Annotated in this window: 22 protein-coding genes; 8 read left to right on the top strand and 14 right to left on the bottom strand. The window is 50.6% G+C overall.

The window, feature by feature from the left end; genetic code table 11:
* Positions 1-516: 516 nt before the first annotated feature.
* The 3 genes from BST81_RS21410 to BST81_RS21400 all read left to right on the top strand — a co-directional run bounded on the left by BST81_RS21410 (position 517) and on the right by BST81_RS21400 (position 4,920).
* The gene (locus BST81_RS21410; protein ID WP_075600549.1) at positions 517-2,646 is read left to right on the top strand and encodes an NAD-binding protein; all 2,130 of its coding nucleotides are present in this window, start codon (positions 517-519) and stop codon (positions 2,644-2,646) included.
* Positions 2,647-2,811: 165 nt separating this feature from the next.
* A complete protein-coding gene (locus BST81_RS21405; RefSeq protein ID WP_075600548.1) occupies positions 2,812-3,867 on the top strand; it encodes a zinc ABC transporter substrate-binding protein in 1,056 nt (351 codons plus the stop codon).
* A 132-nt stretch (positions 3,868-3,999) separates the two neighbouring features.
* Positions 4,000-4,920 carry an ion channel gene (locus BST81_RS21400; protein WP_075600547.1) on the top strand — a complete coding sequence of 307 codons (921 nt, stop codon included), beginning with the start codon at positions 4,000-4,002 and terminating at the stop codon, positions 4,918-4,920.
* Between the two features lie 18 nt (positions 4,921-4,938).
* Here the strand turns inward: BST81_RS21400 and BST81_RS21395 are convergent, their stop codons facing one another.
* From BST81_RS21395 to BST81_RS21380, 4 genes are all read right to left on the bottom strand, one after another.
* Positions 4,939-5,184, bottom strand: a complete 246-nt coding sequence (locus BST81_RS21395) for a hypothetical protein (RefSeq protein WP_075600546.1) — start codon at positions 5,182-5,184, stop codon at positions 4,939-4,941.
* A gap of 313 nt (positions 5,185-5,497) precedes the next feature.
* A complete protein-coding gene (locus tag BST81_RS21390) occupies positions 5,498-5,872 on the bottom strand; it encodes a cupin domain-containing protein (RefSeq protein WP_075600545.1) in 375 nt (124 codons plus the stop codon).
* Positions 5,873-6,192: 320 nt separating this feature from the next.
* Positions 6,193-6,843 carry a cupin domain-containing protein gene (locus BST81_RS21385; protein ID WP_075600544.1) on the bottom strand — a complete coding sequence of 217 codons (651 nt, stop codon included), beginning with the start codon at positions 6,841-6,843 and terminating at the stop codon, positions 6,193-6,195.
* 314 nt (positions 6,844-7,157) lie between these two features.
* A complete protein-coding gene (locus BST81_RS21380; RefSeq protein WP_075600543.1) occupies positions 7,158-7,367 on the bottom strand; it encodes a molybdopterin-binding protein in 210 nt (69 codons plus the stop codon).
* Positions 7,368-7,884: 517 nt separating this feature from the next.
* Between BST81_RS21380 and BST81_RS27695 the strand changes: the two genes are divergently transcribed.
* Positions 7,885-8,523, top strand: a complete 639-nt coding sequence (locus tag BST81_RS27695) for a hypothetical protein (RefSeq protein WP_143780448.1) — start codon at positions 7,885-7,887, stop codon at positions 8,521-8,523.
* Between the two features lie 12 nt (positions 8,524-8,535).
* Here the strand turns inward: BST81_RS27695 and BST81_RS28965 are convergent, their stop codons facing one another.
* Entirely contained in the window at positions 8,536-8,988 is a 453-nt protein-coding gene (locus tag BST81_RS28965; RefSeq protein WP_075600541.1) for a molybdopterin-binding protein, read from the bottom strand.
* Positions 8,989-9,042: 54 nt separating this feature from the next.
* On the opposite strand from BST81_RS28965, the gene BST81_RS29160 reads away from it, so the two are divergent.
* From BST81_RS29160 to modB, 3 genes are all read left to right on the top strand, one after another.
* On the top strand, positions 9,043-9,165 hold the full coding sequence (locus BST81_RS29160; RefSeq protein ID WP_290439453.1) for a hypothetical protein: 123 nt from the start codon (positions 9,043-9,045) through the stop codon (positions 9,163-9,165).
* A gap of 344 nt (positions 9,166-9,509) precedes the next feature.
* Entirely contained in the window at positions 9,510-10,322 is an 813-nt protein-coding gene (gene modA / locus BST81_RS21365) for a molybdate ABC transporter substrate-binding protein (RefSeq protein WP_075600540.1), read from the top strand.
* A gap of 9 nt (positions 10,323-10,331) precedes the next feature.
* On the top strand, positions 10,332-12,155 hold the full coding sequence (modB, locus tag BST81_RS21360; RefSeq protein WP_075600539.1) for a molybdate ABC transporter permease subunit: 1,824 nt from the start codon (positions 10,332-10,334) through the stop codon (positions 12,153-12,155).
* Positions 12,156-12,468: 313 nt separating this feature from the next.
* Here the strand turns inward: modB and BST81_RS21355 are convergent, their stop codons facing one another.
* Positions 12,469-13,542: a class I SAM-dependent methyltransferase gene (locus tag BST81_RS21355; protein WP_075600538.1), complete on the bottom strand. Its 1,074-nt coding sequence runs from the start codon at positions 13,540-13,542 to the stop codon at positions 12,469-12,471.
* Between the two features lie 166 nt (positions 13,543-13,708).
* Here BST81_RS21355 and BST81_RS21350 point away from each other — a divergent pair, with 166 nt between their 5' ends.
* Positions 13,709-14,725: a helix-turn-helix domain-containing protein gene (locus BST81_RS21350; protein WP_075600537.1), complete on the top strand. Its 1,017-nt coding sequence runs from the start codon at positions 13,709-13,711 to the stop codon at positions 14,723-14,725.
* 172 nt (positions 14,726-14,897) lie between these two features.
* On the opposite strand, the gene arsH is transcribed toward BST81_RS21350, so the two are convergent.
* The 8 genes from arsH to BST81_RS21310 form a co-directional block, all read right to left on the bottom strand.
* Positions 14,898-15,539, bottom strand: a complete 642-nt coding sequence (arsH, locus tag BST81_RS21345) for an arsenical resistance protein ArsH (protein ID WP_075600536.1) — start codon at positions 15,537-15,539, stop codon at positions 14,898-14,900.
* A 2-nt stretch (positions 15,540-15,541) separates the two neighbouring features.
* The gene (locus BST81_RS21340; RefSeq protein ID WP_075600535.1) at positions 15,542-16,009 is read right to left on the bottom strand and encodes a dual specificity protein phosphatase family protein; all 468 of its coding nucleotides are present in this window, start codon (positions 16,007-16,009) and stop codon (positions 15,542-15,544) included.
* Between the two features lie 8 nt (positions 16,010-16,017).
* Positions 16,018-16,425 (bottom strand): arsenate reductase, glutathione/glutaredoxin type, encoded by a 408-nt coding sequence (gene arsC / locus BST81_RS21335; protein WP_075600534.1) that lies wholly within the window; start codon positions 16,423-16,425, stop codon positions 16,018-16,020.
* Positions 16,426-16,446: 21 nt separating this feature from the next.
* Positions 16,447-17,514 carry an ACR3 family arsenite efflux transporter gene (gene arsB / locus BST81_RS21330; RefSeq protein WP_075600600.1) on the bottom strand — a complete coding sequence of 356 codons (1,068 nt, stop codon included), beginning with the start codon at positions 17,512-17,514 and terminating at the stop codon, positions 16,447-16,449.
* A gap of 48 nt (positions 17,515-17,562) precedes the next feature.
* Positions 17,563-18,666 (bottom strand): PstS family phosphate ABC transporter substrate-binding protein, encoded by a 1,104-nt coding sequence (locus BST81_RS21325; protein ID WP_253188423.1) that lies wholly within the window; start codon positions 18,664-18,666, stop codon positions 17,563-17,565.
* Positions 18,667-18,784: 118 nt separating this feature from the next.
* Complete coding sequence (locus tag BST81_RS21320; protein ID WP_143780447.1) at positions 18,785-19,117, bottom strand: metalloregulator ArsR/SmtB family transcription factor; 333 nt, start codon at positions 19,115-19,117, stop codon at positions 18,785-18,787.
* Positions 19,118-19,312: 195 nt separating this feature from the next.
* Positions 19,313-20,632, bottom strand: a complete 1,320-nt coding sequence (locus tag BST81_RS21315; protein ID WP_075600533.1) for a response regulator — start codon at positions 20,630-20,632, stop codon at positions 19,313-19,315.
* Positions 20,633-20,645: 13 nt separating this feature from the next.
* Positions 20,646-22,826, bottom strand: a complete 2,181-nt coding sequence (locus BST81_RS21310) for an ATP-binding protein (protein WP_075600532.1) — start codon at positions 22,824-22,826, stop codon at positions 20,646-20,648.

Genomic DNA, 22,826 nt, shown 5'->3' with positions numbered 1-22,826 from the left:
TGAGAGAGGTTGAAAAATTTGCATAGGAAAACTGCACAACAGCATTAAGCTGCTATGCAAAAAATATGATTTATAGAGAGAAGTTTGGATGACTGAAAGGCGATTAATAACTGCTTCCGGTTGTATTTAAAAAACGCAAGACAAAGGCATAACAGAATTTGGTTAATTCGCAACTTTTCAGAAGAAATTTAGCCAAGAAAATATGAATTGAATGAAAAAGTATTGACAGATGTGAACACTGTGATCCACCGGAAGCACTTTTCGTTACAAATCTCCTCTGTAACTTTACAGAGATCTATAAAGTCTCATCCTTATCCCATACGCAATTTCCGCTAGGAGTCTATCATCAACGAATGGGCAGGACTATGTAATCTGGGAAACAGATCCCTGTAAAGATTCGATGAAGTGCCGCCACAGACGGAGATGCAGGCAGCCTTCCCATAGTTGCCAGAATCTGCCAGTTTCAGGCAGACTGGTAAAAAATGCATGACAAGTGCCAACAGGCTCATACTGCCTATGTTGCCTCTGGAACCCCCATCCCCTTCTAAGACTGCAGCCGATCTATTTATCGTTTGTGGTTTGGGGAGCCTGGGACAATACACCGTTGCCAATATTAAGACGTTTGCCTTTCAGGAAAAAATCCAGGGAAACACCAGAGATTACCAGATTAAGGTGAAAGGAATTGACCGGCAAAAACCAAATGCTTGGGAAGTTCATCATCTGCCAGAAATGTTGGAAGCATTAATCCTGGGAGATTGTCTGGATGAGGAGGTTTTGCTTCAGGCAGACATTAAGAACTGTCGGGCTATTTTGATTGTGACAGACCATGAAAGTACGAACGTGGAAACAGCCATTCTGGCCCGGAAATTGAATTCCCAGGTGAGAATTGTGGTTCGATCGTCCCGGCAAAACCTGAACCAATTGCTGAAACATCATCTGGGGGACTTTGAGGCGTTTGAGCCCACTGAATTGCCTGCTACCACCTTTGCACTGGAAGGGTTGGGTCAGGGAACCTTAGGGCTGTTCAGAATTGAAGATCTGAAGTTTCGAGTTCTCAGCCAATCGATCCAGCCTGGTGATCAACGGTTCGAAAATGCGATCGCTGCCAGATTGCATCGGAAGAAATATCGATTGGTCAGTCTTTTAAATTCCGAGCAGAATTCGTCTGAACCCGGAGCATCCGAATCTGCCTTGTTCTACCAGTGGCAGGCAACGACGCAGATTAAGGCTGGCGATACCGTGATCTATGCCGAACTGGAGGAGCCTTCTCTCACGTCCCATGCCGCTCAACCGACCCATCGAGATCGGGTCAGGCGAGTTTGGCAATGGCTGCAAGCGTTGCTCCAGGAAGACTGGAGAACGAAGGTATCAAAGTTCTGGCCATGGCTACAGGCTCAAAGAACCCGATTCATCATTGGGATAGGATTGGTGACAGCCCTGCTACTCTGGATTCTTGGGGCGGTCTTACTCAAATTCAATGTGCCAGGTATCACCTGGCAACGATCGTGGATAGTTGGGATTATCCTGCTGCTGGGTGGCTATGGCGACATCTTTGGGGGATTGGAACCCAGTACGGTGCCTTTTGGGGTGCAGATTATTTGCTTGATGATCACGATCGTTAGCTTGCTGTTTGTCCTGGGTGTGTTGGGGTTGATTGCTGATAATCTGCTGAGTTCTCGCTTGTCCTTCCTCTCTCAACGACCTCGGATCCCCCTCCAAAACCACATTATCCTGGTGGGTTTGGGGCGAGTCGGGCGACGTGTCGCTGCGATCCTGCAGGATTTTCAGCAGGAGATTGTGGGAATTACGAATCAGCCTGAAGACCCTGATCTCCTGGTGGGTTCCCCTGTATTTTTTGGCAATATTATCCAGGAACTGGAACACGTCAATCTGTCAACAGCCAAAAGTATTGTGGTCACCACAGATGACCAGATGCTAAATCTGGAGATTGCGCTCATGGCCAGGGAAGTGGCATCCCAGGGCAATTCCCAGAAGGATCTCGCTATGAAGCGAACCATTGGCCTGGTTATTCGTACGTATAACCAGCGATTTAACGAAAACGTCTCTGAGTTACTCCCCGATGCCAGGGTTTTATGTGCTGATGCGCTGGCCGGGGAAGTTTTTGCGGCTGCCGCTTTTGGAGAAAATATCCTGGGGTTGTTTCGCAGTCAAAATCAAACCGTGCTGGTGACAGAATATCAGATTACGGAAGGGGATACTTTAGAGGGTAAATTGCTGGCCCAGGTTGCCTATGGGTATGGGGTAGTGCCTGTTTATTACCGGAAGCACAGTACTGTAGAGTCAGGCGAAACCTTAAGAATGACCTTTCCACCCGATGATATTCGGCTCAAAGTCGGAGATACCCTGGTAGTGCTTTCATCCCTGCGTAGTTTGCAGCGGATCGAGCGCGGGGACACCACCCCTCCTCCCAACTGGCTGATCTATGCTGAAAAACCCCTCAATTCAGCGTCCCTGTTTGATGCGGGTAATGTCTTGTCCAACATTACAGGTTGTAACCTGATCGAGGCGCGACAATTCATGGACAACTTACCTGGCAATATCCAGCTTTCCCTCTATGAATATCAGGCCTACCGCCTAGAGGAAAAGTTAGGCAGGCTGCTGCCAATCAGATTGGAGCGCATTTAGAGACAACATCCAGTCCAGCAGGTACAGAACTTGGGCTAGAACGCTGCGTCGGGATTTGCCAGCGGCCTTCTGTTCTCCGAGGTCGTTGACAGGGGATTTACGTCCCCTTAATATGATTCTGAAAATGAGAATCGTTATCAATCTTGCTTGAGGAAGGTAAAAGTGATGGGTACTCGATCCTGTAGGCTCTGGGGGCCTATGGCTCTGGCTGTTATCTTGGGCGGATTGACCAATTGTACGGTCCCATCCCCTGACAACCAGAACCGTCCGGCCTCAACGCCTCTTTCCTCCGTGGCCAGCTCTCCTCAGGGGTTGAGGGTTGTGGTGACCACCACAATTCTCTGTGACCTGACCCGACGCATTGCAGCCAGTACAATTGACCTGACCTGTCTGCTCAAACCGGGCTTGGATGGACACGTCTATGGGGCCACCCCTGCAGATCGGAAGGCGATCGAAGATGCCCAACTCATTCTCTACTCCGGGTATGACTTTGAACCCAGCCTGATCAAACTGATCAAGGCCACCTCTAATCCAGCGGTCAAGGTGGCTGTGGCAGAAAAAGCGATCCCAAAACCCCTTCTGGGTGAAGCGCAGGATCACGGGCATGGGCATGAGGAAGCTGAGCCTGGAGAAAAGGACGAGGTGGCAGCCAAAGTTCCGGACCCCCATGTCTGGCAGAATGCAGAAAACGGCGCACAGATGGTGCGGGTGATTCAAACAGAGTTGTCTCAACTGGTGCCGGAACAGGCCAATCTGTATAGCCAGAATGCTCAAACTTTGGAGGCCGAGTTGACCCAAATTCATCGCTGGATTAAGGCGCAAATTGCCACGATTCCACCCTCTGCCCGGAAACTGGTGACCACCCATGATGCGATGGAGTATTATGCTACCGCCTACAACATTCCTGTCAAGGGGGCATTGCAGGGGATCAGCACTGAGGAAAAACCATCGGCAGGTCGGATCAGGGAACTGGTAGAGAACGTGAAAGCCAGCCAGGTGCCGACAATTTTTGTCGAGATTGTAGTCAATCCTAAGCTGATTGAGGCTGTCGCCAGGGAGGCTGGGGTCAAAGTCTCCGATCGTGCCCTTTTCTCCGATAGCCTGGGGGAACCAGAGTCTGGAGCCAGTACCTATGTCACGATGATGATTGCCAATACCCAGACGATCGTGGAAGGTCTGGGGGGTAAGTTTACACCTTTCCAGCCCAAAGCAACCCCATGATCAGGGCAAGGCTTGCCCTCCCTTTGCGATCGCACCCTATGATAGAGACATCAAACCAGGGGCCTGACGGTTCCTGGCGATGAGAGGGATCCCCCTCTGGTTGGTCCAAATTCCTTCCTCTCAGTGCAGGGCATGAAACGGCTCCAGTCTTTATTCATTCATTACCAGCGTCAGCGGCAAAAGCGTTCTTCCCGAATTCATATCCGGATGCAGGATGGGCGGTTCCAAATTATGGGTTTAGGGGTCTGGCATTCCTACTGGCGGGATCCCTACCACCTGATGCTGACCATCCCCTGGAGTGGTTTTCTGGCGATCGTGGTGGGGGTCTACATTGCCATTAACGCCCTGTTTGCCCTGGCCTACATGCTGGGAGGAGATTGTATTGCGAATGCCCAGCCAGGATCATTTCTGGATCAGTTTTTTTTCAGTGTTCAGACCCTGGCCTCCATTGGGTATGGCGCAATGTATCCCAAAACAATTTATGCCCACAGCCTGGTCACGATCGAAGCGATCGTGGCCCTGGTTGGCATCGCTGTTTTGACAGGACTGGCCTTTGCCCGGTTTTCCCGGCCTACGGCGCGAGTGATATTCAGCCAAGTTGCAGTGATCACCCCCTACAACAATGTCCCAACTCTGATGTTCCGGGCTGGGAACCAGCGACGCAATCAGATTTTGGAGGCCCAACTCCAGGTTTATCTGATGCGGGATGAAATGAGTGACGAAGGGCATGCCATGCGGCGCTTCTATGAGCTGAAACTGCTCCGAAACCGCACCCCCAGCTTTACCCTCAGTTGGACTGCCATGCATCCCATCGATCCAGAGAGCCCGCTTTATGGGATTGACAGTACAGATCTGGTGCGGATAAGGGCTGCGATCGTGGCCTCTTTGAGCGGTATTGATGAAACGGTGATGCAGGTGATTCATGCCCGCCACACTTATGCTGCTCAGGACATTTTATGGAATAACCGCTTTGTCGATATCTTTCACATTACCCCTGACGGGCAAACCTATCTGGATTACACGCATTTCCACGATGCGCTGCCTCTGGAATAGCTACGGGTCGCTTTCAGCCTAACGATCGGTATCCGTTGTCCCATGGCAGAGGGGCTTGACCACAACCCGACCGTTTTCCACGACGGTACAATTTTTAGATTTAGCAGGTTGAGCTGGGACGCCCACCTCAGACTCTGAGTCTTGAGGATCTTCGACATCACTATCAACCCCATCAAAATCCACATCGGCATCCAGGTGATGGTAAAGGGTTTGCTGTTGCTGCGTGAGGGCAGCGGCACAGCCTGATGTGTTGGGTAGAGACATAGTGAGTGTTACGACTCGATACTTCTCTATTGTCGCGCAGCAATGCCTACCTGTAATCAGTACGAGTGCGTACTCCGGGGGACAGGGCGATCTTCCTTATTCCCAGAGCAAAGTGGACATAACGTCTTTAACACAGATCACTGACTTCTTCGAGCAGTCAGAGGTCTGAATCCTAATGTGGTTGCAGCCAAAATATTTTGCATTCCTACCCTCTCTTCCTGCTCCCTATCCCCTGGGGGGACACTTTGTGAACGACTCCGCTGAGGGAGCAGGACTGTAAACTCGTAAAAGAGGCTGCATGAAGGTCACTCAATTAGGGGCTACCCTCTGCAGATGGGGGATGCTCCTGACAGTCATTGTGACTATCCACCACTTTGAGAAAGGCCAAATTGGCGATCGCATGGATAGCATGAGCTGTGTTGGCTGGTAGGGAAATAAACACACCTGCTTCCAGGGTAGTTTCTTCTCCCTCCAGGGTGAAGGTTCCCTGGCCTTCAATTACAATCATAAACCCATCGTGGGATGAGGTATGTTTGCTCAAATAAGTGCCTGCTTTAAGACAGACCAAAACAGCCTGACGTTGCCCATCCTTAGCAATAATTTTACGGTATACCCCTGCTTCAATGTACGCAATGTGATCATGAATCTGGGTGGTGAATCCACTCAATTTTGTCGGACTCGTAACCATGATACCAACCTCTCAATACAATTCAGATTGACTTGACTGTTGCTGTCATTCACGCTGTTCTGGGGCGATCGAGAGATGAATTTTAGAAGGCGTAAATGCCCATTCAGTCAGACTTTTCCGACTAACAGCTCATTGATACCACATCAGGATTTTCAGTGAGTCCTGAACATTAAGCATGTACTCGCAAACTGGGGTCTGCTTACAGTCGGCCTCTCAAAATTTATTTGGGTCAGGGTACGAATATTTTCAAGCCAGCATGTCTAAATCCTGTGGATGGTGCTGTGAGCAGTCTGACCTTTGGTTCTTGCACCCGCAATCGCCTAAATCCAGGCACACAGCAAAGCCAGGTTTTCGATCGCCTTCAAGGTATGGGTTGTTTTAGGGGGAACATAGGCAAAGCTCCCAGGTTGCAGCGAGATGGGCTGCCCCCCCTGCTCCAGCTTGCCCTGCCCTTCCAGAACGTAAATCGCAGTCCCTTGTGTGGTCGAATGGGTGGGAATATCGTCCCCAGCGGAAATGCAAATTAACGAGAATTGTCCTCGCTGATCTTTGGCCAGCGGAACTTGATGAATATCCTGATCCCGATAGGTAATTTGCTCCGCTAAGGAACAGGAAATTGTAGCTTGAAAAAAGGCAGGAGTTGGTGCTATGGGTGCTGCTGGTTGCGCTGGGAGATCAATATGGATTTGGGGATCCTCAATGAACAACGCTTTCAGAACCTGGATCATCTGCGTTTTCATTTGGTGAATAGTCTGATAGATTCCAGCATCAGAACAGCAGATTTCTAACGTTAGCCCTGTATTGGAAGCCCTGAAGCCCCACTGACACTTTGACAGCAGATCATGGGTGGTTGGGTCGCAGGATGCATAAAACAGCTTTCCGATCCCTTCTTGTAACTCCAACTGTAGCAATCGATCGGCTGGGGAAGGGGGCGGTGCTTGATCATCTGCAGGCAAATTGGAGGAGTTCATGGTTATTGCTCCAAGACTTGAGTTTGGCAGATTGGGATAGCATAGGCAGATCAAGATCGCAGTTCTGAACTATTTGTGAGAGAGGCTTGACACAAACCCATAGGCTCAAGCTCCTCTGGTCTCTCACAACTGAAACAGAACTGCTACTATCTCCTACAATTTAGGATGCAAAAAGTTAGCCAATAAATCTGCTAGTTTTGTTACCAACCGGACTGATCAAGCATATAAAGATATTGCTGGTCAAAACTAACCCCCAGTCAGGTGACGTACATTCTGATTGGGGGTATTGGGGGCAATTATAGCGATCGAAGAATTTAATCGATAGCAATCATTACATCTGAGGCTTTGATGACCGTGTACACTTCCTTGCCAACTGCCAGACTTAAGTTCTCAGCCGAAGTCTTGGTGATCATAGCCACAACTTCCACACCGGGAGCAATTTCCACGGTCACCTCGTCATTGACAACCCCTGTCACCACAGACTTCACAGTTCCCTTCAGGGCGTTACGTGCACTAACTTTCATGATTTTCTCCTAAATTGCAACCTTTCGTGATGAGCAAAACAGTCAAACATTTGGACTGCCCCTTCTATCCTCTCCCATCCCTTCCCTCAGGAGACTAGTGTTCCGTCAAGAAAATTTTGACAGGTCGAAGACCCGCAAAATTTAACCCCAATCAACAACCTGGATTGTGGCTGCCCGTCAATCATTGATTGACTGACCACTAGGGTGGATAAAGGAGTAGTCTATCGCTCAATCCTCTACCTGTTTCAAGAGGCGACCGCTGACTATAACACAAAGCCAATTAGAATTACAGTTGCATTCAATACCAACCCAGGAGGAGGAGATGCTAACTTAGTTGGTATGGTAATCTCCAGCCATAATGAAGAGAAGCTTATTCATTAGGTTAAAATTTTTCCTCCGACCGATTCTATGTTGCTCTCTAGGAGCACATCTGCTGGTTTTGCTCATCCCAATTTCTCAGGATCTCAACCCAAAGCCCCAATCGCCCCAATTCTCCAATTCCCGGAAACTTCACCAGGTGAAATTGGTTGCTCTGGTTACGCCTAAGAAGCAAGGTCTTTCCCAGACTGGCATACGTCCTACAACTCCGATCGCGCAATCTCTACCTGTCGCCTCCCCAACGCTCAATCCCCCACCTATTTTTGCAACACAGCAAGTAGCACAGCACCCCCCAGTTGTAACCAGTCCAACTGCGACTAGCCCAACGCCTGCTTGGGTCCCCTCTCCTGCCCTTACCCCAGTTGCAACTCCTGAACCCTTGTCCGGCAATGGTGTGGAAAAATTGTTCAGCCAGTTGGCAACTTCAAGTGAGCCGCCTGATGAAATATCAGCCTCTCCTGACCTATTTGCAAATCCAACCCTCTTCTTTGCACCCGATAGCTTGCAAGCAGGCCAGCAACCCAAGCTCCAACCCACAATTCTCAGAACAACCTGGATTGAGGCCAAGACTCCCATGCAGGTTTATGTAGACATTCTGGTTACCCAGGGGCAACAGAGCCAGTTTCAGGTAGCAGAGAAGGGGACTTACGGAGGTGGAACGGTCTACGAGGTGAAACAGGATCATGCAACCTGGTACTTTAATCTAATCCCCACCAAAGATCTGACCGGAAGCATCATTGTCGTGTGGCTTCAAGATCCCAGTCAGCCTGTGCAATAGGTTTCAGGGGCTTTAATCCATTGCGATCACCACATCCGAAGACTTAATCACGGCATAAGCCTCCTTCCCTGCTGCCAACCCCAGTTGCTCCGCAGAAGTTTTGGTGATGATGGAAGTCAGTTGTACCCGGTGGACAATCTCCAGGGTGACCTCGCTGTTGACCGATCCGGTAATCACCTGTGTGACTACACCCTTCAAAATATTCCGGGAGCTAACCTTCAGGGGTCTTTTAGTGGGGGCAGCTTCCAGGTCGGTGTGCTTATCCTCAAACGGAAGCGGGGACATTGGAGAGGATACTGCAGGGAGTTGTTCTTCCGTAGACTGATGCTCCTGATTCAGACTCCGTACCAGCTCACGGAGAATCTCCGTCTTGGTCCGCTGTGATTGCTGGCAAAATGCTTCTAGGATCCGACGTTCTTCTTCAGAAGTTTGAAAGGTGACCCATCCTTGTTCTTTTCTGGGCATATCGATACCAAACTATAACCAATTCAATTGGCTGTTTTACGTGAGTGTTTGGCTATGATCCTACCGCACAAGCGGGATGTGCAATACCTCTGGTGGCATCCTGATGGGATACAGGCGCTGTGTGAGGTTGATGGGTTCAATGCCCCCAACTGGGACCAGAAAAAACCGGGTTCCTGAGAGGGCGTTGCTGAATAGAAGGATGATTTTCGTGCTTGAGCCTTATGCAGCCCTCACCCTAGCCCTCTCCCAAAGGAGAGGGAACAAGAGTTTTAGCTCCCTTCTCCTGCGGGAGAAGGGTTGGGGATGAGGGTAATTCATATTTTGCATTCAGCAAAGCCAATTTCTTTTGGGAAGAGGCTCTGGTATTTGCCTCTAAAAACTTGGCTGCCATCCGCCCGCTGGGTTGGTATCCCTGATCCCGGTGTAAAGTTACCAATTCATTACCAATTTAGTCGGGTAACTTTGGTGGGGCTGGTAAGATCATACCAACCTGAACCTATTTCGATACAGTTTTCACTTCCATGAATAGACGACGCATTCTTGCCTACCTCAGCCTTGCATTCACGACCCTGCTGTTTGCTCTGGGGATCCGATGCTTCACTCCGTCCCCTGCCACGGCCCAAGCCCATCCGAAAGTGCTGGTCTCAGCAGCGATCAGTCTGAAAGATGCCCTAGAGGACATCAAGCCCCTGTACCAGAAGCTGAAACCCAATGTCACGATCGCCTATAACCTGGGAGCCTCCGGTGCGTTGCAGCAGCAGATTGAACAGGGGGCTCCAGTGGATATTTTTATCTCTGCTGCCCAGAAACAGATGGATGCCCTGGAGCAGAAGAACCTGCTCGTTCCTGGCACCCGGAGGGATCTGGCCTCTAACCGCCTGGTTCTGATTGTGCCGAATCATTCCACCGGCATTACCAGCTTCAAACAATTGACGGATGCCAAAGTGCAGCGGATTGTCGTCGGAGAGCCCCGCACGGTGCCTGCCGGACAGTATGCCGAGGAGGTCTTTAAGAAGCTGGGCATTCTGGATCAGATTAAATCTAAATTGGTCTTTGCCAACAATGTGCGTCAGGTACTGACGGCAGTTGAAAGTGGCAATGCGGATGCCGGTGTGGTCTACACTACCGATGCCAAAACTTCCACCAATGTCCGGATCATGGAAACGGCTTCGGATAAATTGCACTCCCCGATCGTCTACCCGATCGCGGTCTTGAAAGACAGCAAAGCGGTGGATGCCGCTAAAGATTTTGAAAACTTCCTGTTTAGCACAGAAGCGAAGTCCATTTTCCGCAAGTATGGATTTGGTCCTGTGTTTAAGTTTAAGAAGAACTAATCTATCCCCATGCCTGCTGATCTATCCCCCCTCTGGATTTCCCTCAAAGTTGCCCTGCTAGGGACTGGGTTGACCTTTTTTGCTGGGATTGCAGCAGCCTACTGGATGCGGGGCTATCGGGGGAAAGGCAGGGCCTTGATCGAAGGCATTTTCGTCTCACCCCTGATCCTGCCCCCCACCGTAGTTGGCTTCCTGCTATTGCTACTGTTTGGCCGGAATGGGCCGATCGGCCAGTTGACCCGCTCCCTTGGCTTTTCTGTCGTCTTCACCTGGTATGGGGGCGTGATTACGGCCTTGGTGGTTTCCTTCCCCCTAATGTATCGGACTGTGTTGGGGGCTTTCGAGCAAATTGACGGTAATTTGTTGGGGGTGGCCCGTACCCTGGGGGCTTCCGAGTGGAGAGTTTTCTGGCGGATTCTGTTGCCCCTGGCCTTTCCCGGTATTCTGGCAGGCACTACCCTGGCCTTTGCCCGGGCTCTGGGGGAGTTTGGCGCAACCCTGATGCTGGCAGGGAATATTCCAGGGCAAACCCAGACCATTCCCATGGCCATTTACTTTGCAGTCGAAGCCGGAGCCCCTCACGAAGCCTGGTTCTGGTCCCTGGTGATTATGGGCCTCTCGTTATCGGGAATTTTCTTGACGAACCTCTGGCAGGAGGGGCGCGATCGTCACCAATCTCATTCGGGCCAGTCCCCGATCGGAACATCGCCCTCCCAGCCATGGACGCTCCAGGCTGCCGATCCAGTCCTGCCTGGCTCCTCCATAGGTCTTCATGTCGAAGTCGCAAAAGCCTTTGCCAGCTTTCGCCTGCAGGCCAGCTTCAACACCGCTGGTGCAACTCTGGGACTGCTGGGTTCCTCCGGATCTGGCAAGAGTGTGATTCTCAAGTGCATTGCCGGGATTGAAACCCCCAGCGAGGGACGGATTGTGTTGAATGGGCGGGTATTATTTGACTCAAAGCAGAAGATTAATCTCCCCAGCCGCGATCGCCGGATTGGTTTTCTGGTGCAGAACTATGCCCTCTTTCCCCACATGACCGTGGCTCAAAACATTGCCTTTGGTTTACCCAGAGGGCTGTCCAAGCAGGGGATTCGACAGCGGGTGGAAGCACAATTGGTGACCGTGCAGTTGCCAGGGTTGGGCGATCGCTATCCCCATCAACTCTCTGGGGGGCAACAGCAGCGGGTGGCCCTGGCTAGGGCTTTGGCCAGCCATCCAGAAGCCCTGCTCCTGGATGAGCCCTTTTCGGCTCTGGATACCCATCTGCGGAGTCAGATCGAACAGGAACTGGTGACGCAGCTTGAAACCTATGCCGGAACAACATTGTTTGTGACTCACAATCTGGAGGAAGCCTATCGGGTCTGTCAGGATCTGTTGGTCCTGGAACAGGGAAGGCCGATCGCGGCAGGTTCCAAGCAGGATATCTTCGAGCATCCCGGTACTTATGGTGTGGCCCAATTGACAGGTTGCAAGAATTTTTCCCAGGCAATTCCTGTGGCAGTTAACCAGATCGAAGCAGTGGATTGGGGTGTGCGGTTACAGCTACTGGAACCTCTGACATCTCCCCCAGATTTTGTGGGGATTCGCGCTCATCAATTGATGTTTGTGGAGGATACTCAGCAAGAAAATACATTTCCTTGCTGGCTGGTTAAAACCAGTGAGACCCCCCATCGGATGACGTTGTTTTTGAAGCTCAACCATCCTGCCCAGCATCATCAGGATTACCATCTCCAGGCAGAAGTCTTCAAAGAGAAGTGGTATACCCTGAAGGATCATCCGTTTCCCTGGTCGCTTCGTCTCGATCCCTTGCGGTTGCTGTTGCTCCAGAAGTAATTCCGGCTTTGCTGAATGCAAATATGAATTACCCTCATCCCCAACCCTTCTCCCCCAGGAGAAGGGAGCTAAAACCCTTGTTCCCTCTCCTTTGGGAGAGGGCTAGGGTGAGGGCTGAAAATCTCGGAGTTATTGAATCCACAATCCTTGGGCATATTGGCTTACTGATCTGTTTGTGATTCGCCGCCCTTCTTTGTTTGTGGAGTGACGTTGCTTTTGAACATTAGCCTTTCTCGAAAATAAACAACCCAATTTCAGGCGGGGGGCCTGCCAAAATTGGGCTGGTAAGTCTCTTGGTTCATCCTCGCATTGTCTATAAGCGGGCTTCTAGGATCAGGTTAAAAGGGGTTTCAGTGGCGCGTCGAAACGTTGTAAAGCCAGCCTCCTTAAAGACCTGTGCTAGCCGTCCCTCACCTGCTTGTGCGCCTAAGGCAAGTCCCATGTCTTCCGAGAGAGAGTGGGCACAACAGATCGTTGTAGAGCCTGCATAGTAGAGGCGACCAACCGGGTTTAGATTATCCTCGACCCGATCGTTGGCAAACGGTTCAACCAGCATGACCGTACCATCGGGAGCAAGGGATTGAGCCGCATATTTCGCGGCCCCCACCGGGTCGCCCAGATCGTGTAAGCAATCAAAGAAGCAGATCAAGTCAAAACCTTGTTTAAGGTATCCCTGTGCAGATGCTACCTCGAAGGTAACTCGATCGGTTAAACCCTCCTGTTGAGCTTGAGCTCGGGCGGCATGGATGGATTCAGCATGGTAATCGAATCCCCAAAAGCGCGACTGAGGATAGGCTTTTGCCATCAGCAGCGTGGAATGACCATAACCGCAACCGACATCAGCAACCTTCGCACCCGCTTTCAGTTTTGCTTCCACGCCGGTTAGGGCAGGCAGCCACTGTGACACCAAACTGCTTCGATAACCATTGCGGTAAAACGCTGCCACTCCACAAAACAGACGACTATGGTGGTCACCCCAGCTAACACCAGCACCTGTTTTGAAGGCATGGATAGTTTTCTCCTCATCGAGCCACATGGAAGCAGAAACTTCCCACGCAGGCGGCATGAACACCGGGCTGTCCTCATGGGCCAGTACCATGGCTTGTTCTGGCGTTAGTTCGTAGGTGTTGCTGGACGGATGATAAATGACATACCCTCCAGCCGCTTGGCTATTAAGCCATTCCCGCACGTAACGCTCAGCACAGTTGGCGCGATGGGCGAGTTCTGTGGAACTTAAAGGACCTGCCCCAGCCATTGCTTTATAAAGCCCCAGCTTGTTGCCAAGGCTGACCATCACACCGCCAGACGAAGCAGCGAGATCGCTGACCACACGCTCAAGAAATTGATTCAGTTTTTGTTCATTGATCTTTTTTTCGGTGACAGTCATATGGGTATCCTTCAAGACTTATATTCTTCTGGATGAAGCCTGAATGCAGCAGCATCCTGCTCATTACATTCTTAGTGTGTCGCTTGTGAAGCCCTGGATCGAGTGGCAAAATAGCCATATCCGGTTCATTTATGCCAGAGCCATAAACATCATCGGAGCGAGGAAGATGAAGAGCACTCATGTCAGTATCGTGGCGATTCCCGATTCCATGTTTTCAACCTTGAGTGGCATTTATGATGTGCTGAATTCATTTTCCTTACTGAGTACTTATGACGACACGCTGCCCAAGACGCCTCCCTTTCAAGTCGAGATTGTGGCACCAACGCATGAAGAAATGATCACTGCCAGTGGATTGGCTCTTAATGCTCAACGTCCGTTCACAGATGTTACTTCTACCGACATCGTGATTGTCCCTTCTGTCATGGTTGAGCATGGGGAATGGAAAACGGGACGTTATCCTGGCATGGTTCAGTGGTTACGGGAGAGGCATTCGCAGGGCGCAACTTTGTGTTCGGCTTGTTCCGGTGTATTGTTGCTCGCTGAAACCGGGTTACTGGATGGTAGAGAGGTAACCATGCATTGGGCCTTTGCTTCTACGTTTAGGCAAAATTTTCCCCAAGTCCATCTGCGGCTTGAAAAAATCTTAGTCATTGCTGGAGATCATGACCAGTTTGTCATGTCAGGAGCGTCTGCATCGTGGTACGACCTTGTACTCTACCTGGTTGTACGGTATGTCGGTCCTACCGCAGCCCAAGCCGTGTCTAAGTTCTTTGCTCTGCAATGGCATAGTGATGGACAGGCTCCCTATCTGGTGTTTGATCTGCCTATGGATCACGAAGATGCCGTCATTCGAGACGCTCAAGTCTGGCTGGCAGAGTATTTTTCGATCGCCGCTCCAATCACTGAAGTCGTAAAGCAATCAGGTATTCCAGAACGTAGCTTCAAACGGCGTTTTAGTAAGGCAACAGGCTATTCCCCGATCGCTTACGTTCAACATCTGCGAGTTGAGGATGCAAAACGCCGATTGGAGAGAACGAATGCATCGATTGATCAAATTAGTTGGAGCGTTGGTTATGAAGATGCAGCCTCGTTCCGACGATTATTCAAACGAATCACAGGGATTACGCCAGGAGACTACCGTCGAAAGTTTAGTGTGCCTCACTTTGCCCAGACTCACAAATAGGCTCTGACTGGCAACCCGATCAGAGTATCAGCGTAATGGTAGCCAGCTAACGGGTCAGTTGTGCGGCTAGGGTAAAGGAATGGCTCATCAACACTAGCAAAATCGGCGTTGCTGAATGAAGGAATGAATCAGGAGAATCAGGAGCGTGAGCAAGGCTGCTTGAGGCACCCCGTTACATCAATTTGATTGGCTCTATTCCCTGCTCAGGATATTTTTCCTTCCGTTCGCTGTAGCGATCGGTCAAATAGTCCACCTTGTCTCGTAACAGCAGGGTAAATTTGTACAGCTCTTCCATCACATCAATAACTCGATCACGATAGGAAGATTCCTTCATCGTGCCATCTTCGTTGAACTCCTGGTAAGCCTTGGCGACAGAAGATTGGTTGGGAATGGTAAACATTCGCATCCAGCGCCCCAGAAGGCGTAGGGTATTCACAGCATTAAAGGACTGGGAGCCCCCACTGACCTGCATCACAGCCAGGGTCTTACCTTGAGTCGGTCTCACAGCTCCGATACTGAGCGGAATCCAATCAATCTGGTTTTTCAGCACCCCTGAAACCTGGCCATGCAGTTCAGGGCTGGACCAGACCTGTCCTTCCGACCACTGGCTTAACTCGCGCAATTCCTGCACTTTGGGATGGGTGTCAGGGACGCTGGCATAGAGGGGAAGCTCGCGGGGGTCAAAGAACTTCACCTCTGCGCCAAATTCCTGGATAATTCGGGCTGCTTCTTCAGCCAATAATCGGCTGTAAGATCGCTCCCGCAATGAACCATACAAAAACAAAATTCGAGGCGGATGATCGAAACGAGTCATGACTATAGGGCTGAATGGGTCGCCAGATCTTGCAAGAAAGCAGTTTGGGCCGATCGCAACTCAACTTGAGGATTGGCCTTCAGAATGATCTGAAGACTATCTTCATAGGATCGGCCAGCTTGAATCAGATAGGCTGCAAGCATCGTTCCGGTGCGGCGTCTGCCACTGGTGCAATGGACTACTACCCCGTAGCCGAGGCGATGCTGATCGTCCACAAAGGTTTGTAGGGCTTGAACCTGTTCCAGGCTTGGAGCCGTTCCACCTTTGGTGGGGAGCCAGAGATGGGGCATACCAGCCTGTTCGTACAAATCCAGGTTAGACGGATCATCCATGACAGAGACGATCGCCCCTATGCCTGCGGCTTGCAGGTCTGGAATTTCCTCTGGTGCTGGCTTTCTCACCCCTGCCAGTTGGGTTGGAATCACCCACCACAAATTCTCCCGAATCGGCTGAGGTTGTTCGATGTCCATCGGCTGATCTAACTTCCTGATACTGCTTCCAGTCTGGCAATCAGTTGGGTCACCCGTGCTCTGATTTCATCCCGGATGCGCGGAAAAATTTCTGGCTGCTCGGCGGGATCATCCAGTTGCCAATCCTCGAATTCCTCGCGAGTTAACCACTCTGGAGGCAAATTCACGCCGCAGCCACAGAGAGAAATGACCACATCAAAATCTTCGGGATTGAAGTCACTCAAAGCCTTTGAGGTCTGTTGACGGATATCCACCCCGGCCTCCTCCATCGTTGCGATCGCTTCTGGGCGCACCTGACTGGCTTCCAACCCGGAACTGGTCACCTCAACCTTGCCAGTACCCAGATGTCTGGCAAACCCCTCTGCCATCTGGGACCGGGCCGAGTTCTTTTTACAGACAAACATGATCCGCTTCATCGGTTTCCATCCTGGATGCAATTACAATATTTTTGATTCCACGTCTGGGAAATAGCGGCGTTGAAGCCAGAAAGCCACATTCACCAAACTGATCAGCACAGGTACCTCCACCAGAGGACCCACTACTGCTGCAAATGCAGCCCCTGAATTAATGCCAAATACAGCTACCGCGACTGCAATGGCCAGTTCAAAATTATTACCTGCTGCTGTAAATGCCACACTGGCAGCCCTGGAATAGTCTGTTTTAATCCGCCAGGCCATGTAAAAACTGACCAGAAACATGATGAAGAAATAGATGATCAGCGGTATTGCAATCCGCACCACATCCAGAGGAATCTGGACGATCAGGCTTCCTTTCAGGCTGAACATGACTACGATCGTGAACAGCAACGCAATCAGGGTGATGGGGCTAATTTTAGGAATGAACTCCTCGTGATACCACTGTCTGCTCTTCACTTTCACTAGGAAAAAGCGGGTAAAAAAACCAGCCAGGAACGGAATCCCCAAGTAGATGAAGACACTCTGGGCAATCTCTGCAATGCTGATGTTGACCACACTGCTTTTCAGCCCAAACAGGGGCGGGAGAACTGCCAGGAAGAACCAAGCATAGGGACTATAGAAAATCACCTGGAAGATGCTGTTAAACGCCACCAGACCAGCCGTATATTCTGTATTGCCCTGCGCCAGATCACTCCAGACCACCACCATGGCAATGCAACGGGCTAATCCAATCAGAATCAGCCCCACCATATATTCCGGATAGTTGTGCAAAAAGGTGATGGCTAGCAAAAACATGAGGGCGGGGCCGATGATCCAGTTCTGCACCAGGGACAGACCCAGGATTTTGCCATTGCGGAAAACATCCCCCAGTTCTTCGTAGCGCACCTTCGCCAGAGGCGGATACATCATCAGAATCAGCCCGATCGCGATCGGGATATTGGTGGTCCCAACTTGAAACTGATTGATGACGGCATCCACAGCCGGATAGAAATAACCGATTCCCACCCCGATCGCCATGGCCAGGAAAATCCACAGGGTGAGAAATCGGTCCAGGAAGGACAGTTGCTTGACAGGAAGTTGTTGCGACATCGATAACTTAGTGAACTTCAGAAAAGATTCGTAACAGCGATGGCTCAATTACGGTTGAGTTTTGACCCCTGATGCTTCAAACACAGCCTGTCTCCGCAGCAATTCCGCCAGGGTGACATTGGGTTGGGGTACTCCCTCAAATACAGTGCCAACCTTACCTCGCGTGAATTGAGCCGTCGCGAGGCGATAGGCTTCGTTGGGTAGGGGAATATAACCAACGGTCTTGGAGGCTCGTCCAGCATGGGACAGGTAGTACTCTACAAAAGCCTTCAGCTCTGGATTGTCTTGAGCAGTCTTGGCATTGACATAAATGAAGAGGGGGCGGGAGAAGGGCTGATAGGTTGCTTTTTCCACAGCTTCACGGGAAGGCAAAACAGCCCCCTTACCGTTATCGATCGCCAGCGCCTTCAATCGAGCCTGGTTTTCCTCGTAGTAGGCAAACCCAAAATAACCAAGCGCTCCCTTATCGCTTTCCACCCCTCTGACGGTGTCGGCGTCATCTTCGCTGCCAGAGTAATCGCTGCGGCTGGCACTGGCATCCCCGTTAGTTACGTCGTTGAAATAGTCAAAAGTACCCGAATCTTTCCCTGCCCCAAACAATTTCAGGGGCTGATCTGGAAAGGATTCCCGGATCTGCTTCCAGCTCTTGATCTTGCCCTCGGCTGCGGGCTCCCACATTTTTTTCAGCTCGGCCATCGTCAGGTCTTGAGCCCAGGTGTTTTGGGGATTAACCACGATCGTCAAAGCATCAAAGGCAACCGGCAGTTCAATGAAAGCCACACCAGATTTAACACAGGCAGCCACCTCTGCCGACAGAATTGGCCGGGAGGCATTGCTGATGTCTATCTCACCAGCACAAAACTTTTTGAATCCGCCCGAAGTGCCGGAGAATTTGACCTCAATCCCAACTGCCTTGGCACTCGTTTTGAGATATTCCTTTGCGATCTCGTTGGAGATGGGATAGACCGTACTGGACCCGTCAATCAAAATTTTTCCACGGGACTCTGCCGATCGAGTCACTTCTGATTCTGGGGAATTCTGGGTCCTGCGGTTTGGATCATTTTGTCCACCACAAGCCGTCAGCCCCAAAGCAACGATGACCAGACAGACCGAAACTGTCCCAAATCCTGGGCGTAATTTTACAACCATCATAAAAAGGCCAACCCGATGAAGATCAATCAGAGGACTTTCTTATCATTTCAAATTAAGTTGATTTGTCAAGCCATAAAGTTGGCAAGCTCAATAAGATAGATTAAGAAAAATTGATGGATTACCGATCTTTACGGCAGATCCGGGCCGGGAGTATCTGGCTGAAGCGGCGATACTCGGCTAGATACTGCTCCAGTTCTACAAATTGGGGCAAATTGAGGCGATAGTAGATCCAGCGACCTTCCTGGCGGGATTGTACCAACTGGGCGGCTTTCAAAGTCTTGAGATGGAAAGAAAGCTTCGATTGGGTCACGGTCAGGGCCTCACAGAGGTCGCAAACGCACAGTTCTCGATCGCGAAGCAGTTCAAGCACTTGCAACCGCAGCGGATCGGAGAGGGCATGAAAGCCCGCAACAATTAAAGTTGATGGGAGGGAAGTCGTGTTCTGAGTCAAAATTCGCCGTATCAAGTTTTATTGAATTTACTGTACCTCAGCTCATGATCAATGGGGCATTGGTCATGAGACCTGTTGGGAAATAAGGAATCATAATCGGTAGTTGCATGATACTCTGGCAACGCTCAACTTAGAACACATTCTCCCGTATGACTGTCTGCAGCGGCGGTTGCGCCCCAGAAGGAGACTTATGGGTTAAGCCACCTGGCAGGTAACCTGACACAGGGGCACCTCAATCACAAACTCTGTGCCCTGACCCGGTGTGGAATGACAATACAGTTTGCCATGGTGCTTCTCTGTCACAATCTGATGGCTGATGGACAGCCCCAGCCCAGTGCCCTTACCGATCGGTTTGGTGGTGAAAAACGGATCAAAGATTCTGGATTGAACCTCTTCACTGATGCCTACCCCATTATCTGCAATGGCGATCGCCATCTGGTGATTGGGTAACAGCTCAGTGCGAATCTGAATGATGCTGGGATTATCCTTGATCTCTGCATAACTCCGGCGTTGATCCCGTTCTTCCAGGGTATCGATCGCATTGCTGAGGATATTCATGAACACCTGATTCATCTGGCTGGAAAAACACTCCACCGAAGGCAATTGCCCATAATTGCGGATCACCTGAATACCGGGGTGGTCAGGTCTGGCCTTGAGGCGATACTGCAGGATCAGCAGGGTGCTGTCGATGCCTTCATGGATATTCACGGGCTTCAGTTCCGCTTCATCCAGACGGGAGAAATTTCGCAGGGACAGCACCAACTGACGAATGCGATCGGCCCCCACCTGCATGGACGTGAGCACCTTCGGCAAATCTTCCCGCAGGAATTCCAGATCGTATTCTTCCATCCAGGTTTGAATTTTAGCCTCAGGTTGGGGATAGCATTCCTGGTAGAGGTCAAACAGGGCGAATAGATCACGGGCATGTTCCTGAGCTGGAGTCAGGTTGCCGTAAATGAAATTCACGGGATTATTGATTTCATGGGCAATTCCAGCCACCAGTTGGCCCAAGGACGACATTTTCTCACTTTGCACCAGTTGGAGCTGCGTTTGTCTCAGCACATTACAGGTTTGGGTCAGGTCAGCCGTGCGCTCAGCCACCCGTTCCTCCAGGGTTTTAGTCAAAGTGCGCAACTGTAGATGTACCCGGATCCGGGCCAGAGCTTCCTCGTGCTGAATGGGTTTGGTGATATAGTCTACGGCTCCCAGACTGAGCCCTCTGACCTTATCAACGGCATCGGAGAGGGCCGTCATGAAAATGACCGGAATATCCTGGGTGGTGGGATCTGCCTTGAGCCGCTCACAGGTTTGAAACCCGTCGATGCCGGGCATCATCACATCCAGCAAAATCAGGTCAGGCTGATAGGCTTGTAAGCGCTGGAGTGCCGCTTCCCCACTTTTCGCGATCGCAACTCGATAACCATTTTCGCTCAACACATCAAACAACACTTGAATGTTCGTCGGGTTATCATCCACGACAAGAATAGTGCTTTGGGTCGTTGCATCAACTGGCATAGAGAAGCCCTCCTTAGATGTATTGCTCAATCAGATTTATAATTGCTTCGTCATCGAACTGCTGGCTCAACTCCAGGACTTTGTTGGCAAAGGAGGTATATTGGGGAGCCAGTTGTTTGAGCCGGTTTGCCTCCTGCTGCACATCCGTCATAAAGCCTCCCTGGGCTGCTTCATGGAGCACTTTCAGTTCTGCGGTAGGTGGAACTACCCATTCCAGGGTTTCGGTTGCAGCGGCGATCGCGGGTTCCTGCTCAGTTTCATAAATCCATTGCACCCCCAGATACCGTTGCAATTCACCGAGCAAGCCCATGAACTCGATCGGCTTGGGAAAGAAACTATTGCAACCCGCATCCAAACTGTCCTGAACATCCACCTGAGACAGGCTGGCCGGAGAGGCAATAATCGGCAGGTGGGCAAAGTCCGGGATTTGGCGCAACCGCCGGGTCATTTCCAGACCATCCATTTCTGCCATGACCACATCGGTGATGATCAAATCCGGGCGCATCTCGATCGCCTGGTTGAATCCGGCCTGGCCGTTATTCGCCTCAACCACTTTGAACCCCAGGGGCTCCAGCATATTTAGCACCACCAGCCGGTTTTCCTCATGATCATCCACCACCAGGATTTTGCGTCGTTCGCCCTGATAGCCAACAATACGGCTGTGGGACCACTCCGAGTGAACTGCCCAATCCGTGGCGTTGGGTAAATCCACTTCAAACCAGAAGCTACTGCCCTGACCCAGAGTGCTCTGAACCTGAATTTCACTCCCCATCATTTGGACAATTTGTTGACTGATGGCCAGACCCAGGCCCGTTCCTTCCGTTTGGCGATCGCGCTTGTTCGCCTGTTCAAAGGGCAGAAAGATTGTCTTCAACTTATTTGAAGGAATTCCAATCCCTGTATCCTTAACTAGAAAACGGATTCTAGTCATCTGCTGCGATTCTGAAGTCTTCGATTTGCCCATCACCTCAACCTGGAAGGTCACTGTACCGGCATCTGTAAACTTGACCGCATTGCTGAGCAGATTGAGCAGAACCTGACGCAGACGTTTGTCATCCGCATGGATAGCTGTGGGGAGTTGGGAAGAAGGCTGATACTGAAACTTAACACCTTTTTGTTCGGCTCTAATGCGGCAAATTTCCACGGTTGTGGTGAGAAAGTTTGCAACATGGAAATCCTGGGGATAGAGTTCCATTTTTTGCACTTCCAGCTTGGATAGATCCAAGATGTCGTTGATCAGGGTGAGCAGATGGGAACCACATTTGTAGATCACATTCACCCCATTCAGTTGTTTGGGGGTAGTCTCCGGATCTCGCTGCAGGATTTGCGCGTAGCCCAGAATACCATTTAGGGGAGTGCGCAATTCATGGTTCATGTTCGCCAGGAATTCACTCTTGGCCAGGTTAGCCACCTCTGCGGTTTCCCTGGCCACATAGGACTCTGCCAGCCTGGCCGTCATCTGATTAAAGGCATTGGCCAGTTGCTCGATCTCATCCTTGGTACGAAGATTTAGTCGGTAGGACAAGTCCCCTGAGCCAATGATCGCTGATCCTTCTTGAAGTTTTTTGAGGGATTGAACTATGGGGCGCAAAATCAGCCAAAACAGACCAAACACCATTAAGATCAGCAGCGCAATGGTGATATAAGAGAGGTTCGCACTAATCTGGCGCACCTGCTGCAACGCTTGCTCGCTTTGCTCGACCTGCTGCTTGGATTGCTCCTCTAGTCTTTCTAACAAGGAGTTGATGTCGCGTTCAATCTTGTTGATGGTGCGGAAATCCTGCTGGAGATTGGGGATCGTGGCGGCGGAGCCTGGCGAGTTTTTGCTGATCGACTCAATTAAGTTTTCCTCGATGTCCTCAAAGCTTTGAACGCGCTGATAAATTGCCTCAACTTCTGGAGTGGGCACTAGAGATTTTAATTCTTCTAGCAATGCATCTAAATTTACATCTTCTTCCGCTTCTTTTTCTAAGCTGGTACTGCGGAACAGGATATGGTCTTTGACGATGAGAATCTCTTTGAGTAACTGGTTTTGCACCAAGGTAGTTAATTCAATCCGGCGTTTTGCTTGCGTATACTTTTTCAGAGCAATCCCTTCGGCATAGTTGCTCCAGAGCGTGCCACCACCGGATAAAAGGGAGATCGCTCCCACCAAGGCTGCCGAAACGCTCAGAAACTTGGTTGAAATTTTCAT

The sequence above is a fragment of the Leptolyngbya sp. 'hensonii' genome (assembly GCF_001939115.1).
Classification (GTDB): Bacteria; Cyanobacteriota; Cyanobacteriia.
Note: the sequence above shows the minus strand (reverse complement) of the source record. Positions and strands in the feature narration are given on the sequence as shown.